The 16665-nt window shown below is 56.2% G+C and carries 7 protein-coding genes and 2 pseudogenes; 7 read left to right on the top strand and 2 right to left on the bottom strand.

The window, feature by feature from the left end:
- Positions 1-32 precede the first annotated feature (32 nt).
- The 3 genes from ATI14_RS02505 to ATI14_RS02495 are packed head-to-tail and all read left to right on the top strand — an operon-like array spanning position 33 to position 5378.
- The gene (locus ATI14_RS02505; protein WP_080520257.1) at positions 33-1925 is read left to right on the top strand and encodes a site-specific DNA-methyltransferase; all 1893 of its coding nucleotides are present in this window, start codon (positions 33-35) and stop codon (positions 1923-1925) included.
- Positions 1926-1944: 19 nt separating this feature from the next.
- Complete coding sequence (locus tag ATI14_RS02500; protein ID WP_231124350.1) at positions 1945-2322, top strand: hypothetical protein; 378 nt, start codon at positions 1945-1947, stop codon at positions 2320-2322.
- A complete protein-coding gene (locus ATI14_RS02495; RefSeq protein ID WP_080520256.1) occupies positions 2319-5378 on the top strand; it encodes a type III restriction-modification system endonuclease in 3060 nt (1019 codons plus the stop codon). Before ATI14_RS02500 ends, ATI14_RS02495 begins: the two co-directional genes overlap by 4 nt.
- Before the next feature lie 707 nt (positions 5379-6085).
- Here the strand turns inward: ATI14_RS02495 and ATI14_RS31580 are convergent.
- A pseudogene (locus ATI14_RS31580) lies at positions 6086-6322 on the bottom strand (hypothetical protein); the annotation flags it as partial.
- Between the two features lie 249 nt (positions 6323-6571).
- Between ATI14_RS31580 and ATI14_RS31575 the strand changes: the two are divergent.
- From ATI14_RS31575 to recD, 4 genes and pseudogenes are all read left to right on the top strand, one after another.
- A pseudogene (locus ATI14_RS31575) lies at positions 6572-6811 on the top strand (ATP-binding domain-containing protein); the annotation flags it as partial.
- Positions 6812-7269: 458 nt separating this feature from the next.
- Entirely contained in the window at positions 7270-10740 is a 3471-nt protein-coding gene (recC, locus tag ATI14_RS02475) for an exodeoxyribonuclease V subunit gamma (RefSeq protein ID WP_080520255.1), read from the top strand.
- Entirely contained in the window at positions 10737-14411 is a 3675-nt protein-coding gene (gene recB / locus ATI14_RS02470; RefSeq protein ID WP_080520254.1) for an exodeoxyribonuclease V subunit beta, read from the top strand. Before recC ends, recB begins: the two co-directional genes overlap by 4 nt.
- Positions 14408-16501 carry an exodeoxyribonuclease V subunit alpha gene (gene recD / locus ATI14_RS02465; protein ID WP_080520253.1) on the top strand — a complete coding sequence of 698 codons (2094 nt, stop codon included), beginning with the start codon at positions 14408-14410 and terminating at the stop codon, positions 16499-16501. The genes recB and recD overlap by 4 nt, the downstream gene beginning before the upstream one ends.
- Here the strand turns inward: recD and ATI14_RS31360 are convergent.
- Positions 16489-16653, bottom strand: coding sequence for a hypothetical protein (locus ATI14_RS31360; protein ID WP_165448250.1), 165 nt, complete (start codon positions 16651-16653; stop codon positions 16489-16491). The genes recD and ATI14_RS31360 overlap by 13 nt on opposite strands.
- Positions 16654-16665: the final 12 nt, after the last annotated feature.

Below are 16665 nucleotides of genomic sequence, written 5' to 3'. Positions count from 1 at the left end.
CGCCAAGCACTTATAGATATACAGGAAGTCCCATGGACAAGCTGAAAATGCACTCTTCCAACCTGACCGAAGCCAATATAGCCAAATTGGCCGAGCTGTTCCCCAATTGTATTACCGAGGCGCGCGATGCCAAGGGCAAGCTGAAACAAACGGTCGACTTTGATCTGCTGCGTCAGGAGTTGTCTTCGTCCATCGTCGAAGGGCCGCAGGAGCGTTATCAGTTAAATTGGCCGGGGAAGCGTGAGGCGTTGCTGACTGCCAATGCCCCGATTGCAAAGACGTTGCGTCCTTGCAGAGAGGACAGTGTTAATTTTGATACTACGCAAAACCTCTTTATTGAAGGGGATAATCTTGAAGCGTTAAAGCTTTTGCAGGAGGTTTACCTCAATAAAGTTTCTCTTATATATATCGATCCGCCCTATAATACTGGGGGGGATTTTATTTACGAGGATGACTTTGCAGAGGATGTTGATACTTATTTGTACCGGTCTAATCAGAGGAGTGAGATTGGCGATAGAATGATTGCTAATCCAGAAAGCAATGGCAGGATACATTCGGATTGGCTGAGTATGATTTATTCAAGATTGCGATTGGCTCGGAGCTTATTAAGGGATGATGGTTTAATATTCATTTCAATTGATGATAATGAGCAGGCAAACCTACAAAAGGTTTGTGATGAAATTTTTGGTGAAAGTAATTTTCGCGGTAAGGTTTCTCGCGCTACCGGTACGCCAAGTGGTCAGGGGCATGGGATTTTAGTAAATGAAGTTGATTTCATTCTGATTTACTCTAAATCTGAGGAGGCAACTTTATATGGTTTGCCTTTTACTGCCGACGACCAGAAAATTTATGATCAGCAAGATAAGTTCGGTCGCTACCTCACTCGAACCCTGAGGAAAACTGGTGGCGAGGATCGACGTGAAGATAGGCCTACAATGTATTACGGCGTTGAAGCCCCTGATGGAGAAAAAGTTTTTCCGATAGGACCTGGCGGATATGAAAGTAGGTGGCGCTGTGGCCCGAAAAGCTATGAGGAGCTTAAAAGTAATAACTTGATCGAGTGGAAGCAGGTTGTCGAGAGCGGGGTGCAGGTATGGAAGCCATATCAAAAGTTTTATTTGGAGGGACGCCTGAAGCAGCCGTCAAATCTCTGGCAAAACATAGAGGGCAATAAGAAGGCGTCGATAGATATAAAAGGTCTATTCGGGGCCAAGGTTTTTGACACTCCAAAGCCACTTGAGTTGATTAAGCGCTGTATTTCAATTGGAATGCAGTCGGATGGTATTGTTGTTGATTTTTTTGCCGGATCAGCTACAACGGCGCATGCGGTTATGGCTCTTAATGCTGAAGATCAAGGTACTCGTAGATATGTGATGATCCAGCTGCCAGAGGCGTGCCCTGAAGATAGTGAAGCTTATAAAAATGGATATTCCAAAATATCTGATATAGGAAAAGAGCGAATTCGGCGCGCAGGCACCAAAATTAAAGCCGCAAACGCTATGACTGTTCCAGACCTCGATACGGGGTTCCGGACTCTAAAAGTCGATACTTCCAATATGAAGGAGGTTTACTACAACCCGGATGCTGTCAGCCAAGACCTGCTTTCCGATCAAGTAGACAATATCCGCGAAGACCGCACCGCCGAAGATCTGCTGTTCCAGGTACTGCTGGACTGGGGCGTCGATCTGGCCCTTCCGATCAGCCAGCAAAGCATTTTTGGCAAGACCGTTTTCTTCGTCGACGGTAACACCCTGGTTGCTTGCTTCGACACCGGCATTGACGAGGACTTTGTTAAACAGCTCGCCGGACATCAGCCATTGCGCGTGGTGTTCCGTGACTCCGGGTTTGCTAGCGACAGCGTGAAGATTAACGTCGAGCAGGTATTCAAGCTACTGTCGCCGGCTACTGAAATCAAGACCCTTTGACCGACAGGGAGCCGCCGCTATGGACAATCAACCACTGACACAGTTGCAGCAACGTCTGGATGCGCTGGTGCAGTGTGTACCAGATGAGAGTATGGAGTTCTGGTTCGCTCGCGACCTGCTGGAACCTTTGGGTTATGCCAATTGGGAGAGCTTTCTCTCCGCGATCCAGCGTGCTATGACCTCATGTGAAAGCACAGGATACGAATCGTCTGATCATTTTCGTGGCGTCACGAAAATGATCGAGATCGGCAAGGGCGGTCAGCGCAGGATCAATCCTGAGGTGCTGCCGGCTGAAGAGGATATTCGCATGCTGGAGCGACGAGTGACGTCGGAAGAAAAGAAAATCGCCAAACAGGCTCCTAAATTGCTATCGGATTATTCGGGTGCTGACGTATGAAACTGAAATTTAAACAGCAGCCATACCAAACCCAAGCGGTAGACGCCTTTGCCGATTGCTTTGCTGGTCAGCCCAAAGCCTTGGGTGTGAGCTATCGCATTGACCCAGGTGTAAATCCTGCAAAACCCGTTACGTCACAGCAGATTGACCTCTATAGCGTGCAGAACTCTGCCGAGCCAACCGAAGTTGGCTTCAAGAATGCTGAGCTGGCTCTTAGTCCAGCTCAATTGTTGGAGAACGTTCAGGCTGTGCAGCGTCGGCAAAATTTGCCGCTGTCTTCTGCGTTGTTGAAAGACAACAAAACCGGTTGCCCGATCAACCTCGATGTCGAGATGGAGACTGGTACCGGCAAGACCTACTGCTATATCAAGAGCATGTTCGAGCTGAACAAACGCTTTGGCTGGAGCAAGTTCATCGTCGTGGTGCCGAGCATTGCTATCCGCGAGGGTGTGTACAAGTCGCTGCAGATTACCGCTGAGCACTTCCTGGAAAGCTACGGCAAGAAGGCGCGGTTTTTCATCTACAACTCCAAGCAGCTGCACAACCTGGAGAGCTTTTCCTCGGATGCTGGCATCAGCGTTATGGTTATCAACGTCCAGGCGTTTGCAGCCCGTGGTGCTGACCAGCGACGGATCTACGAAGAGCTGGACGACTTCCAGTCACGCCGCCCCATCGATGTGATCAAGGCCAACCGGCCGATCCTATTTCTCGATGAGCCGCAGAAGATGGAAGGGGCCAAGACGCTGGCTTCCTTCAGTGAGTTCAATCCGCTGATGATCGTGCGTTACTCGGCTACGCACAAAACCGAGTACAACAAAATCCACCGCCTCGATGCTTTGGACGCCTACAACCAGAAGCTGGTGAAGAAGATCAATGTGCGCGGCATTACGATCAAGAATCTGACCGGCACCAACGCTTACCTGTTTCTGCAGGACATCGAAGTCTCCACCAACAAGCCGCCAATGGCGCGAGTTGAGTTTGAGGTCAAGCAGAACAGCGGCATCAAGCGGGTGATGCGTAAGCTCGGTCGTAACGACAACCTGTATGACCTGTCCGGTGGGCTGGATCAGTACAAGGGATATGTAGTTGCCGACATCGATGCGCGTATCGATGCCTTGAGTTTTATCAATGGGGTAGAACTGTTCGCTGGCGATGCCGTGGGCAACGTGGATGAGGTTGCCATGCGACGTATCCAGATACGCGAGGCAGTCAAGGCACACTTCCAGAAGGAGATGATGCTTTTCAGTCGTGGCATCAAGGTGCTCTCGCTGTTCTTTATCGATGAAGTTGCTAAGTACCGGCAGTACGATGAAACCGGAGAGGTGACGGGGGAGTACGCGCAAATCTTCGAGGAGGAATATAACGCCTACCTGACCGAAGTGATGACGCTGGAAGACACGACTTATAACCGCTATCTAAAAGGTATCCAGGCCCGGCAGACGCACAACGGTTACTTCTCTATCGATAAGAAGAGTAAGCGCCTGGTCGATCCCTCGGTGGGCAAAAAGGCTACCGAGACCGATGACGTAGATGCCTACGACCTGATCCTCAAGGACAAAGAGCGACTGCTGTCATTTGCTGAGCCGGTGCGTTTTATTTTCTCGCACTCGGCATTACGCGAGGGTTGGGACAACCCCAATGTCTTCGTCATCTGCGCCCTGAAACACAGCGATAACACCGTCTCACGCCGGCAGGAAGTCGGGCGTGGCATGCGTTTGTCTGTGAATCAGCTGGGCGAGCGTATGGACAACCCGGCCACGGTGCACGAGATCAACGAGCTGACCGTGGTAGCCAGTGAAGGCTATAAGGAGTTCGTCAGTGCGCTGCAGAAAGATATCAGCGACTCCCTGTCTGCTCGTCCACGTATCGCTGATGAAAAATACTTCACCGGCAAGGTATTGCAGACCTCTGGTGGAGACATAGAAGTCACGCCGCAACTGGCCAAGCAGATCTACAAATACCTGTTGAAAAACGACTATACCGACGATAACGATCAGATCACCCAGACCTACCATGACGCCAAGCGTGAAGAGCAAGTGGCTGAACTGCCAGCCGAGCTGCAGCCTTATGCCGAGCAGGTTTTCCAACTGATCGATAGCGTGTTCAGCGCCGCGCAAATACCGGATATTGGTGACGACCGCAAAGCAAAGCTCAATCCGCTGAACTCGAATTTCGAGAAGAAAGAGTTTCAGGCGCTGTGGAACAAGATCAACCGCAAGGCGGCCTACACCGTTCACTTTGAAACTGATGAGCTGGTAGGTAAATGCGTGGGTTGGTTGGATAAGGAGCTACGGGTCAAGCCGATGCAGTACATCATCGAGCGTGGCGCCCAGCTGGAAAATGCCAGCTTCGACGATATGAAGACCGGCACTGCCTTCAAAATCGCCGAGAGTTCGACAGAGAAGTACACGCACTCCGTTCATTCGGTGGTGAAATATGACCTGATCGGCAACCTAGCGGAATCTACGCAGCTGACGCGCAGCACCATTGCCAGCATCCTCAAACGCTTGAATGTAGCCGTGTTCAGTCAGTACAAAACCAACCCTGAAGACTTCATTGCCAGGGCTGGTACGTTGATCAACGAGCAAAAGGCGACAGCCATCGTTGAGCACATTGCTTACGATCCGGTGGACGAAACTCATAGCTCCGATATCTTCAGCACCGAGAAGCTGCGTGACGACTTCAGTAAGGCGTTTGAAGCCAAGCATCACGTCTACGATTATGTGTTCACCGACTCCAACATCGAACGGAAATTCGTTCAGGAGCTGGATGCCAGCACCGAAGTTGCGGTGTACGCCAAGCTGCCGAAGAGCTTCTTCATCCCAACCCCTGTCGGCAACTACAACCCCGACTGGGCGATAGCCTTTCAGGAAGGCAAAGTGAAACACGTTTACTTCGTCGCCGAGACCAAGGGCTCGATGTCTTCACTTGAGCTGCGCGATATCGAAAAATCCAAAATCGCCTGCGCTCGAAAGTTCTTCGCCAAGATCACTTCGGATCAGGTGAAGTACCAGGTGGTCGACGGGTATGGGGCTTTGATGGACTTGGTGAAGTGATGAGTGAGGGATGCTTTGATGAATGATTTCGCACACAACAGGTAGTGCGTAAGGAGTTAGTTGTAGATATCTTCTGAGTTTTTAGAGCGGTAATGAAAAGCCACAGGGGGGGCGTGGAGGTGTGCTTTCTCGTGACTGGTGGTCTATGTCCAGTAGGATGCCACCCGCTGCAATCTTCGCTCACGAAACCCTGGATGATACGTCGCTGGCTCGGTTGTCATTGATGACAAAAAATAAGTGAGTGCCTGTATCGACGACCGCCAGGGGCGGTCTATCGGACGGAGTGAATCTAGGAATAAAAGGTAACCCCTTCAGCCAACGATACGCAGCCTTCACTGCCCACAACCACATAATCCAATATTTGGGTGCCTCTCATGCTGAGGGCGCCCTTGAGGATCGTGGTCAGCGTGTAAACGGCTTGGCTCGAGACTATGCGGCGCTTGGTCGACAGGGTTCACGCTGTTAAGATTGGCTCCACGCTTTTCCGTCTTAAAGGGGGCGGAGGAGAATAGAAGCCCCGGCGTTTACGAACCGTCGGGGTTTTGCTTTTTTAGCGCGTGCGGACCCGGGACTGTCCTTAAGGTTAGATCAGCCATTTCCTGATGCATCGGTACAACTGGATTCGGCCTCATCAATTTAACGATGGGGTGCCGCCAGCACAGGCCGAGAAAAAGCTTAACGTCGTGTCCGGGATCAGTTGACCACTACATCCCACCGGCGACCCCTCCGACCAGGCCACCTAAAATCGCTCCGGCAATACTGCCAATAGTGATCCCGACCGGCCCACCGACCACACCGATTACCGCACCGGCTTCCGCCGCCTATAATGCGCCGGCGGCTCCACTGGCGGCACCGCCGGCGACCCCAATTAATCCACCCGCTTGTTTACCGATATTTTTCGTGACGACACGTCCAGAGTTGCAGCTAGGGCAGGGGGCATACATACGCAAATCCTCCAATGATGAGCGTGCTCAGCCAAAAGCAGGCACGCCAAATTCCCTGCCGCAGTCAATACGGTAGGGTGTTCATCGAGGTGATAAAGGTTTGAAATTTTGTTGAACTGAATTCAGATCGAATTAGGGAGCGTCTCGTCTCGAAAAAACTGTCTTGGAGCAAGTGATTTGGTTTTTTCTAAGTCGAATCGCCCATACCGATGAAGAATTTGGTATCACGCGACAACCTGTCTGCAAGTTGCGATGAGGGTGCACAAGTCTCAAGGCTCGGAATTCAGCCATACCGCGTTGGAATTGCCTGATGTGCTGAATCCCGTGCTGACCAAGTAGCTTTTATACACCGTAATCACACGAGCCAAGGGCTGGTTCAGCCTGGTCGAGGCCAGGCCGAGGGAAGGTGCCGTGAGTCACAATGTGCAGCGTATCGGCGGGCTGGCGCCGCAATTGCAGGCTGAGCTGGAGAAGCGTCAGCGAACCTGAGTGGGGGCGTTGAAGCAATTGTAACCGGCATACTGCGCTTCGATAGTGACCTTGGCCAGCCATGGTCGAGCTCACTGCTTGTACGGTAATGGTGAAGTTGGCTTGAGGGCCGGCGGTAGTAACTACACGTTGCATGAAGGTTAGGTAGGTTTTTATGGGGGCAGGCTCAAGTGAGTGGTGATGAACCCCGTGGACTGTCAACAAACAGCACAGATTTTTACGCCTTTTCATTTATTTCTAACTGTCGTCTCAGCAGAAACGGTTGGGGATGTGCGTGAGTAGTTGACCTGTGCAAACCCCCAGCATTTGCTCTCCTCCTTGGGCAACCTATGCTCGGCCCATGTAGATGGTTGTGTTGACCTTCTTCAGGCTGGTGGCGTGTAACAATATCGTTTTAAAGTGATGGCCTTTTGCTGCTCTGTACCACAGAGCTGCGTATTCAGATCTGAGGGTGGCGTATGCAGGATGCGGACTCGTTGAAGCCCGGCTTCATGATTATTCACGGCAATCGCTTGGACGATTTGCGTGAGCTAGCGGTGAGCTGGATGCAGCGCTACCCGTTGGCCCCTCTGGAAAACGAAGTCGTGCTGGTGCACAGCAACGGCATTGCTCAATGGTTGAAGCTGGCGCTGGCTGAAGATCCGGATAACGGTGGCTGCGGTATTGCAGCAGCGTTGGATGTGCAACTTCCTGCGCGTTTCCTGTGGCAGGCTTACCGGTCTGTCTTGGGGGCCGAGACAACCCCCGAGTCTTCGCCGCTGGACAAGACTGCACTGAGTTGGCGTCTGATGCGCTTGCTGCCTCAATTGCTCAACAAAACCCATTTCAGCAGCTTGCAGCGTTTCCTTCAGGGGGATGACGATCAGCGCAAACTCTACCAACTCTCCGAGCGGCTGGCGGACCTGTTTGATCAGTATCAGGTCTATCGAGCCGATTGGCTGCAGGATTGGGCGGCCGGGCGTGATCAGCTAACGCACATCAAAGGTGGTGTGAGAGCGCTGGATCCCGACAACCTGTGGCAGGCGGAGCTGTGGCGCGAAATATTGGCGGATGTAGGCGAGGGCGCTCTTGAGCAGAGCCGTGCCGGTGTTCACAAGCGTTTTGTCGCACGCCTGCGTGAAGCAGGGCAGCCCCCTAATGGTTTACCTCGGCGTGTGGTGGTGTTTGGCATTTCATCTATGCCGGCACAGGTTTTGGAAGCCTTGGCCATACTCTCGCGCTACAGCCAAGTGTTGCTGTGTGTGCACAACCCTTGTCGCCATCACTGGGGCGATATCGTCGCTGACAAAGACTTGTTGGGCCATGCCTATCGCCGTCAGCCAAACAGAAGTGCCTCTATGGCGACGAGCCAACATGGCCAGCCTTTGCTCGCCGCGTGGGGTAAGCAAGGTCGCGACTACATCAATTTGCTCGACCACTATGACGAGCCGACGAGTTATCGACACCTGTTCGAGGGCCTAAACGGGGGGCGTATCGACCTGTTCAATGACGAGCCACCTTCAAGCCTCCTAGGTCAATTGCAAAGCGACATTCTTGAATTGCGTCCTTTGGCTGAAACTCGCGAAGTGTGGGGCCCTGTCGATGTTGCACAGGATCGTTCGGTACGCTTTCACGTGGTCCACAGTGCGCAGCGTGAAGTGGAAGTGTTGCACGATCAGTTGCTCGCTCGCTTCAGTGCCAATCCTGAGCTAAGCCCGCGTGATGTGATTGTGATGGTGCCGGACATCAATGCGTATGCACCGCATATCGAGGCCGTGTTCGGTCAGGTGCCGCGTCATGACCCTCGTTATCTGCCCTTTACCCTGGCCGACCAGGGGCAGCGTGGCCGCCAGCCATTGCTGATCGCCCTCGAACACTTGCTTAAACTGCCCCATAGCCGCTTCGCCGTCAGCGATATTCTCGACCTGCTGGATGTGCCGGCGCTGCGGGCGCGCTTCGGCATCAAGGAAGCGGATGTGCCGATCCTGCAGCGCTGGATCGACGGTGCCGGTGTGCGCTGGGGCCTCGATGCGCAGCAGCGCGAAAGCCTGGATATGCCTGCGGGCCTGGAGCAAAACACTTGGCGCTTTGGTATGCGCCGCATGCTGTTGGGCTACGCGGCCGGTCAAGGGCCTGAACTGAATGGAGTCGAGCCCTATGACGAGGTCTCTGGCCTGGAAGCCACACTGGCGGGACCTCTGTTGACCTTGCTCGATCACCTGGAAATTGCCCGTGAGGACCTGCAGCAGCCGGTCACGCCAGTACTCTGGGTCGAGCGCCTGCAATCGCTGTTGAAGGTGTTCTTCCGCCCGGTGGGGGATGCCGAAGAGTTGCTGGTCAACCAATTGCTCAAGCTGCTCGATGACTGGCTCCGCACTTGCGAGTCCGCGCAGTTCGCCGAGCCCTTGCCATTGAGCGTGATGCATGAGACCTGGCTTTCCGGCATAGAAGAGGGCGGCTTGTCGCAGCGGTTTCTCGCCGGTGCAGTGAACTTCTGCACGTTGATGCCGATGCGTGCGATCCCGTTCAAAGTGGTGTGCCTGCTGGGCATGAACGATGGTGACTACCCGCGTCAACAGTCTCCTGTCGACTTTGACCTGATGCGCAACGATTACCGCCCCGGTGACCGCTCCCGCCGTGAAGATGACCGCTACCTGTTGCTAGAGGCGCTGTTGTCGGCCCGAGAGCAGCTTTACATCAGCTGGGTTGGCCGCAACATCCGCGACAATAGCGAGCGTGTACCCTCGGTGCTGATCGGTCAGCTGCGTGATCACCTGGCCAGTGGCTGGCGATCGGCGCCGCCTGGGTCGCTGCTGCATGCCTTGACCCAGGAACATCCGCTACAGCCTTTCAGCGCGGCCTACTTTGCCGACCAGCCCGGGCCTGATGGACTGTTTACCTATTCCCATGAGTGGCGTGAGGTGCATGAGTCGCGGGCGGAGGAACTCTCGGTCGACGTATTGCCAAAGCTCGCGCAAGACACGCCATTGACCCTGCGCCAACTGGCTGGGTTTGTACGCGACCCCGTGGGGGCATTCTTCCAGCAGCGGCTCAAGGTCAATTTCGACAATGACGAATTGACCAGCCGTGACGACGAAACCTTTCAGCTCGACGGCCTTGAGAACTGGCAACACCAGGACCGACTCAGCCAGGCGCTCAAGCGTTGGGTAGAAGAGGACTACCGACCTGAGGACGCGGTGGCCGAGCTTGATCTGCATGTGCAGCGTTTACAGCGTGAAGGCAAGTTGCCTCTGGGCGGCTTCGGCACGTTGAGCGCATCGGCATTGGCCGAGCCACTGCCGGACATGCTGGAGCGTTATCACGCGCAGTTGCAGGCGTGGCCGGAAATCGAGGAGGGCCAGACCGCCGCAACGATCGCCGCGCACGAACCGCCCCCTGGATTGAGTGACTGGCTGGGTGGCATTCGCCGCAATGCCCAAGGTGAGCGAGCCTACTTGCAGCTGGACAGCAAGAAGCTATGCAACGACGACAGTTGGCGCTGGCACAACCTGGTTCGCCCCTGGGTGCGCCATCTGGCATTGCAACTGAGTGAACCTGGCTGCACCACGATTCTGGTCAGCTTGAACGGGGACGTAGTGTTCCGGCCAATGCCGGCGCAACAGGCGCAGGAACAGTTGCAGTCGCTGCTCGACGCCTGGGTGGCGGGCATGCGTGAGCCGCTGCCGGTCGCCTGCAAAAGCGCATTCGCCTGGCTCGAGGAAGCGGGGGAAGGCGGGAAAGACAGCGACGCGACTTCCGAGAAAGCCCGCGAGACGTTCGAGGGGGGCTACATGCGCACTGGAGAGGCGGACAGCTCTTTCGCCTTGCGCCGTGCGTACGCGGACTTCGACCAACTGTGCGCCTCCGGTCATTTCGCCTCATGGGCCACGCGCCTGTATGGAGGACTGTTCAATCATCTTTCTTCGAGCCGCGCAGGGAGCGACCAATGAAACCGCTAAATCTCAACCCCCTCGACTTTCCCTTGCATGGCAGCCGATTGATCGAGGCGAGTGCCGGTACTGGCAAAACCTTCACCATCGCCTTGTTGTACGTGCGTCTTGTGCTTGGTCATGGAGGTGAAGCCGCCTTCAAGGACCTGCTGACACCACCGCAGATTCTGGTCGTAACCTTTACTGATGCCGCGACCCAGGAACTGCGCGACCGTATTCGTGCGCGTTTGACCGAAGCGGCGCGGTGCTTTCTGGAACCTGAGCGCGAACACGACAAGCTGCTGCAGCAACTGCGTGCCGAATATCCGCCGCAGGAATGGCCCGATTGCGCGTGCCGGCTGCAACTGGCGGGTGAGTGGATGGATGAAGCAGCGGTCTCGACCATCCATGGTTGGTGCTATCGGATGTTGCGTGAGCATGCCTTCGACAGTGGCAGCCTGTTCACCCAGACACTGGAAACCGATCAGAGCGAATTGCTGGCCGAGGTTGTCAGGGATTATTGGCGTCGGCACTTCTATGAATTACCGGTGGAGCAAGCCCGAGCCATCGGTGATTGTTTCAAAAGCCCACAGGACCTGGGGGATGCACTCGGTTCGTTGCTGACGCGCCGGGACGCGACCTATCAATACAAAAACCAGCCCCTTAAAGCACCTGGCTCGTTGCAGGCGTTACTCAAGGAGCCTGGCGAATGGTACGCAACGGTCGGTGACCTGGAGCGTAACGCTCGCAAGCTTTGGCTTGAACATCAGAAAGAGCTCGAGGAGGTGTTGCGCAGCATTCGTCCTCACATGAATGGCAATACCTACAGAAAAATCGATCAGGATGACGTCTTCAACGGTCTCCTGAACAAGTTGGCACATTGGTCCAGAGGGCAACCTGCGCCGCATAACGTGCACGCCTTCGGCCAGGCCGGCATAAAACTCAAGGGCAAGGCCGTGGTGCCCAAGCATCAGGCGTTCGAGGCGATCGACCTGTGGGTCGAACAGCGCGACGCCAAAGTGGATATCCGCGCCCAACTGCTGCTGCACGCCTTGCATGAAGTGCGCGAGCGCTTCGATGAAGAAAAGCGCCGCGGTGCCGAAATCGGTTTCGACGACCTACTCAATCGTCTTGACCAGGCCTTGCAAGGCCCGTCGGGCCCGCGTCTGGCCGAGACCATTCGCAAGCAGTATCCGGTTGCCCTGATCGATGAATTCCAGGACACCGACCCGGTTCAATACCGGATCTTTGAAACCATTTACCGCATTCCCGACAACCTGAGTGAGTGCGGCCTGTTCATGATCGGCGACCCGAAACAGGCGATTTATTCCTTCCGTGGCGCGGACATCTACACGTACCTCCAGGCACGCGAGGCCACAGCTGGCCGTCATTACACACTGGGGACCAACTATCGTTCCACCAAGGCGATGGTCGACGCGGCCAACCACTGCTTCCGGTTCGCTGAAGCCCAGCCTCGCGGCGCCTTCCGGTTTGCCACAGAAGACCAGGGCAACCCGGTGCCGTTCAACACCGTCCAGGCCAATGGGCGCGACGATGTGTTGCAGATCAAGGGTACGGATCAACCTGCCTTGACGTTCTGGCAGCTGGAAACCGAGGGTGTGGTCAATAACGCCACCTACTTGCGTAAAGCCGCTGACGCCTCGGCATCGGCGATTCAGGCCTGGCTTGATCCCGCTGCAACCGAGTGTTCCGGTTTGCTGAAAGACAATGGTGAATTCGTCGCCTTGCGGCCCGCCGATATCGCCATTCTGGTGCGCAATCGCAAGGAGGCCGAAGCCATCCGCAAAGCCTTGGCGCATCGACAGCTGGCCAGCGTCTATCTCTCGGACAGGGACTCGGTCTTCGAAAGCGAAGAGGCCAAAGACCTGCTGTATATCCTGCGGGCTTGCGCTCAACCCACCAGCGATCGGCTGGTGCGTGCGGCAATGGCGACCCGCAGCGTCGGGCTGTCATGGCAAATCCTGGAACAATTGAACCAGGATGAGTTGTTCTGGGAGCAACAGGTGCTGCTGTTCCGCGATTTTCGGGTGTTGTGGCAACAACAAGGCGTGCTGCCGATGCTGCGCAAGCTGCTTGCCACGTTCAAGGTGCCGGCCCGTTTGCTTCTTGACGATCAGGGTGAGCGGCGCTTGACCAACCTGTTGCATCTGGCCGAATGGTTGCAACGCAGCGCCGCCGAACTCGATGGCGAGCATGCGTTGATCCGCCACCTGGCCGAGCAGGTCGATGGCCAGAGCGAAGAGGAAATTCTGCGCCTGGAAAGCGATTCGGACCTGATCAAGGTCATCACCGTGCACAAGTCCAAGGGCCTGGAATACCCATTGGTGCTGCTGCCGTTTGCCTGTAGCGCCAGGGCGATCGATGGCCGAAGCACTACACCGCCCATGTTCCACGACGACAAGGGGCTGGTGATCGAGCTGATCAAGGGCGATCTGGCCAAACCGGCTCAGGCGCTTGCCAACGATGAGCGTATGGGCGAAGAGATGCGCCTGCTCTACGTTGCCCTGACGCGAGCCCGTTATGCCACCTGGATCTGTGTGGCGCCTCAGGGCTCCAGGGCAGGAGGTACATCGACGGATCTGCACAAGGCCGGTTTGGGCTACATGCTGGCAGGCGAGAAGCCGATCGCCGCGGCGCAACTGCCCGGCGTGGTCGAGGCCTTGGCCAGCGGCTGCACGGACATCGCGGTGTGCGCAGCGCCGGTGCCGTCCTACGATGTGCATGCGGCGCCAGCGCCACCGTCGGTGGGGCCGGCATTGCGCCCTTTGCACAAGCTCGCGGCGAACTGGTGGATTGCCAGTTACTCCGCCTTGGCCATTGCTGACGGCAATGTCCTGATGGGGGCAGAACCGGGTGTCAGTCTTGAGCCTGCGACTGCGCTGGAAGCAAATTTGCAGGAGGAAGACGAAGCTGAAACCTTGCCAGCAGGGGTTGGGATTCACGGTTTTCCGCGGGGGGCGGGCCCGGGCACCTTTTTGCACGGGTTGTTCGAATGGGCCGGCCGCGAAGGCTTCGCCAAGACTGCTGGCGAAGCTGAAACCCTGCACAACACCGTTGCCCGACGCTGCAACCTGCGTGATTGGGAGACCTGGATCGAACCTCTGTCCGCTTGGCTGGGCAGCTATCTGAATGTGCCACTGCGATTCAACGGCACCCAGTGCAAACTCTCGACCCTGAGCACCTATCAGGTAGAAATGGAGTTCTGGTTTTCCAGCCGATCCGTAAACGTTCAGCGCCTTGATGCGCTGGTGCGGCAATACACGTTGGGCGGTGCGCCGCGTCCCGTGCTGGCCTCCAACGAGTTGAACGGCATGTTCAAAGGCTTCATCGACCTGACGTTTGAACATCAGGGTCGCTACTACGTGGCGGACTACAAATCCAACTGGCTGGGCAGCAACGACCAAGCCTACGACGCCGAGGCGATGGCCGAGACCATGCTGGACAAGCGTTACGACCTGCAGCTGTGTCTGTACCTGCTGGCCTTGCATCGCCAGCTCAAGCTGCGCCTTGCTGGGTATGACTACGAACAGCACATGGGCGGGGCGGTGTACCTGTTCGTCCGTGGACACCAGGCGCCCACCCATGGTGTGTATTTCGAACGACCGCCACGGCAGTTGATTGAACAACTGGACCAACTCTTCATGGGCCAACACGCGGAGGCCAGCGCATGAGCCAGACCCTTAAGCAACTGAGCAACAGCCAACGCAACGTTGGTCACCCGCCGTTGTTCGTTGGCGATGCCGACAGCAGCGAGCTGCTGCATCAACTCGACAATTGGGTGAACCGAGGCTGGTTGCGCGCACTGGATCGCTCATTCGCCACCTTCATACTTGAACAGGATCCCCAGGCCCAGGCCAGTGTGTTGCTGGCCGCCGCGATGACCAGTCATCAACTGGGTCGCGGGCATTCCTGCCTGGATCTGGTCGCTACCCTGCAAGCGCCTGACTTTGTGTTGTCGTTACCTCCTGAAGGGGAGGAGGGCGGCCAATTACCGTCGCAATGGTTGCTGGGCCTGGATGTCGCGCAATGGCGCCGGGCGTTGTGCTTGAGCACGATGGTGGAGGATCGGGACGAGCCGCAGCGATTCCCGGAGCGGCCGCTGGTGTTGACCGGACAGCGTCTGTACCTGCGTCGTTACTGGAACTATGAGCGCAGCATTGCCCAGGCGCTGAGCGCCCGTTTGAGCGTGGACGCGGTAACACCGGAAAAACTTTCCAGTCGGCTCGATGCCTTGTTCCCTGACACCTTCAAAGTCAACGATGAACGCCACAGCGACTGGCAAAAAATTGCTTGCGCACTGGCGGCGCGAGGCAATTTCAGTGTGATCACTGGCGGTCCGGGCACAGGCAAGACCACCTCGGTGGTGCGTCTGCTGGGGCTGCTGCAAACCCCCGCCGTAGAGGACGGAAAACCTCTGCGAATTCGTCTCGCCGCACCCACCGGCAAGGCCGCTGCGCGCTTGTCAGAATCCATCGGCAAAGCCGTCCGTGAGTTGCCTGTCAGCGCCGCGGTGCAGGAGGCGATCCCGACGGATGTTTCCACATTGCACCGTCTGTTGGGCAGTCGACCGGATTCGCGCAACTTCATTCACCACCGCGATAAACCGCTGGAACTGGATGTGTTGGTGGTCGATGAAGCATCGATGATTGACCTGGAAATGATGGCTTGCTTGCTCGATGCCTTGCCTCGGCAGGCGCGCTTGATTCTGTTGGGTGACAAGGATCAGCTGGCATCGGTGGATGCAGGCTCCGTGTTGGGCGACCTTTGTCGCAACGCTGAAGCCGGCGGCTATAGCGAGCAAACAGTTGCCTGGCTGGAAGCCCACAGTGGCGAGTCGGTCAGCGCTCCGGGGTTGCAAATGGCAGTCGGTGCTGGCGATCCGCTGGCCCAGCAAACCGTCATGCTGCGCTACTCCCGACGCTTCGACGCCCAGCAGGGCATTGGGCGTCTGGCCAAGCTGGTCAATGAGAAAAACGCCGCCGAAGCACGAAGCCTGCTTGATCAGCAATTGCCTCAGCTGTTCAACCTCAAGTTGCGAGGAGAGCATGATGCCGCACTCACCGAGTTGATTATCAATGGCAAAGGCGATGCTCCTGGTTATCGCCATTACCTTGAGCAGCTACGAGACCAGCGTCCTGCGAAAGACACTCCCTGGGATAGTGCCCTCTGGGCCGGTTGGGCTGGCAAAGTATTGAGCGCGTTTGATGAGTTCCGTCTGCTCTGTGCGCTGCGTCGCGGGCCTTGGGGTGTCGAGGGACTGAATCAACGAGTGGCCGCCGAACTGCGCCGCTGTGAGTTGTTGTCGGGGGACCAGGGTTGGTACGAAGGGCGACCTGTACTGGTCACCCGCAATGATTACAGCCTGAGCTTGATGAATGGTGACATCGGCATTGCCCTCTGGGTACGAGGTCCCTCCGCAGAAGGGGTTCTACGTGTGGCCTTCCCACGAAACGATGGCAGCGGCGGCGTACGTTTCGTGATGCCGAGTCGGTTGGTGGAGGTCGAGACGGTATTCGCCATGACGGTGCACAAGTCCCAGGGTTCGGAGTTCAACCATACGGCTCTGGTATTGCCCGACGCGTTGAACCCGGTGTTGACCAAGGAACTGTTATACACCGCCATCACCCGTGCCAAACAGTGGTTCAGCCTGGTCGAAAGCAGTCCGGGTGTGTTTGAAGGGGCGGTGAGTCGCAATGTGCAGCGCACCAGCGGCCTGGCGCTGCAACTGCAAGACGAACTGGGGAAACTTCAACGCACCTGAGTAGGTGCGTTCAGGCATTTGTAGCCTGGGTACTGAGCTTCAGCGGTGACCTTTGCCATGGCAGAGGTCACCGCCTGAACAGTAATTGTGAAGTTGGCTTGGGGGCCGGCGGTAGCAACCATACGTTGCATGAAGGCTTTGTAGGTTTTCATGGCGCTGTCCTT

The organism is Pseudomonas tolaasii NCPPB 2192 (assembly GCF_002813445.1).
Classification (GTDB): domain Bacteria; phylum Pseudomonadota; class Gammaproteobacteria; order Pseudomonadales; family Pseudomonadaceae; genus Aquipseudomonas; species Aquipseudomonas tolaasii.
Note: the sequence above shows the minus strand (reverse complement) of the source record. Positions and strands in the feature narration are given on the sequence as shown.

Bases quoted from the DNA above. Each gene is read 5' to 3' on its own strand.
- recD (WP_080520253.1), top strand. From the start codon at position 14,408: ATGAGCCAGACCCTTAAGCAACTGAGCAACAGCCAACGCAACGTTGGT.
- recC (WP_080520255.1), top strand. From the start codon at position 7,270: ATGCAGGATGCGGACTCGTTGAAGCCCGGCTTCATGATTATTCACGGC.
- ATI14_RS02505 (WP_080520257.1), top strand. From the start codon at position 33: ATGGACAAGCTGAAAATGCACTCTTCCAACCTGACCGAAGCCAATATA.
- ATI14_RS31360 (WP_165448250.1), bottom strand. From the start codon at position 16,653: ATGAAAACCTACAAAGCCTTCATGCAACGTATGGTTGCTACCGCCGGC.
- recB (WP_080520254.1), top strand. From the start codon at position 10,737: ATGAAACCGCTAAATCTCAACCCCCTCGACTTTCCCTTGCATGGCAGC.
- ATI14_RS02500 (WP_231124350.1), top strand. From the start codon at position 1,945: ATGGACAATCAACCACTGACACAGTTGCAGCAACGTCTGGATGCGCTG.
- ATI14_RS02495 (WP_080520256.1), top strand. From the start codon at position 2,319: ATGAAACTGAAATTTAAACAGCAGCCATACCAAACCCAAGCGGTAGAC.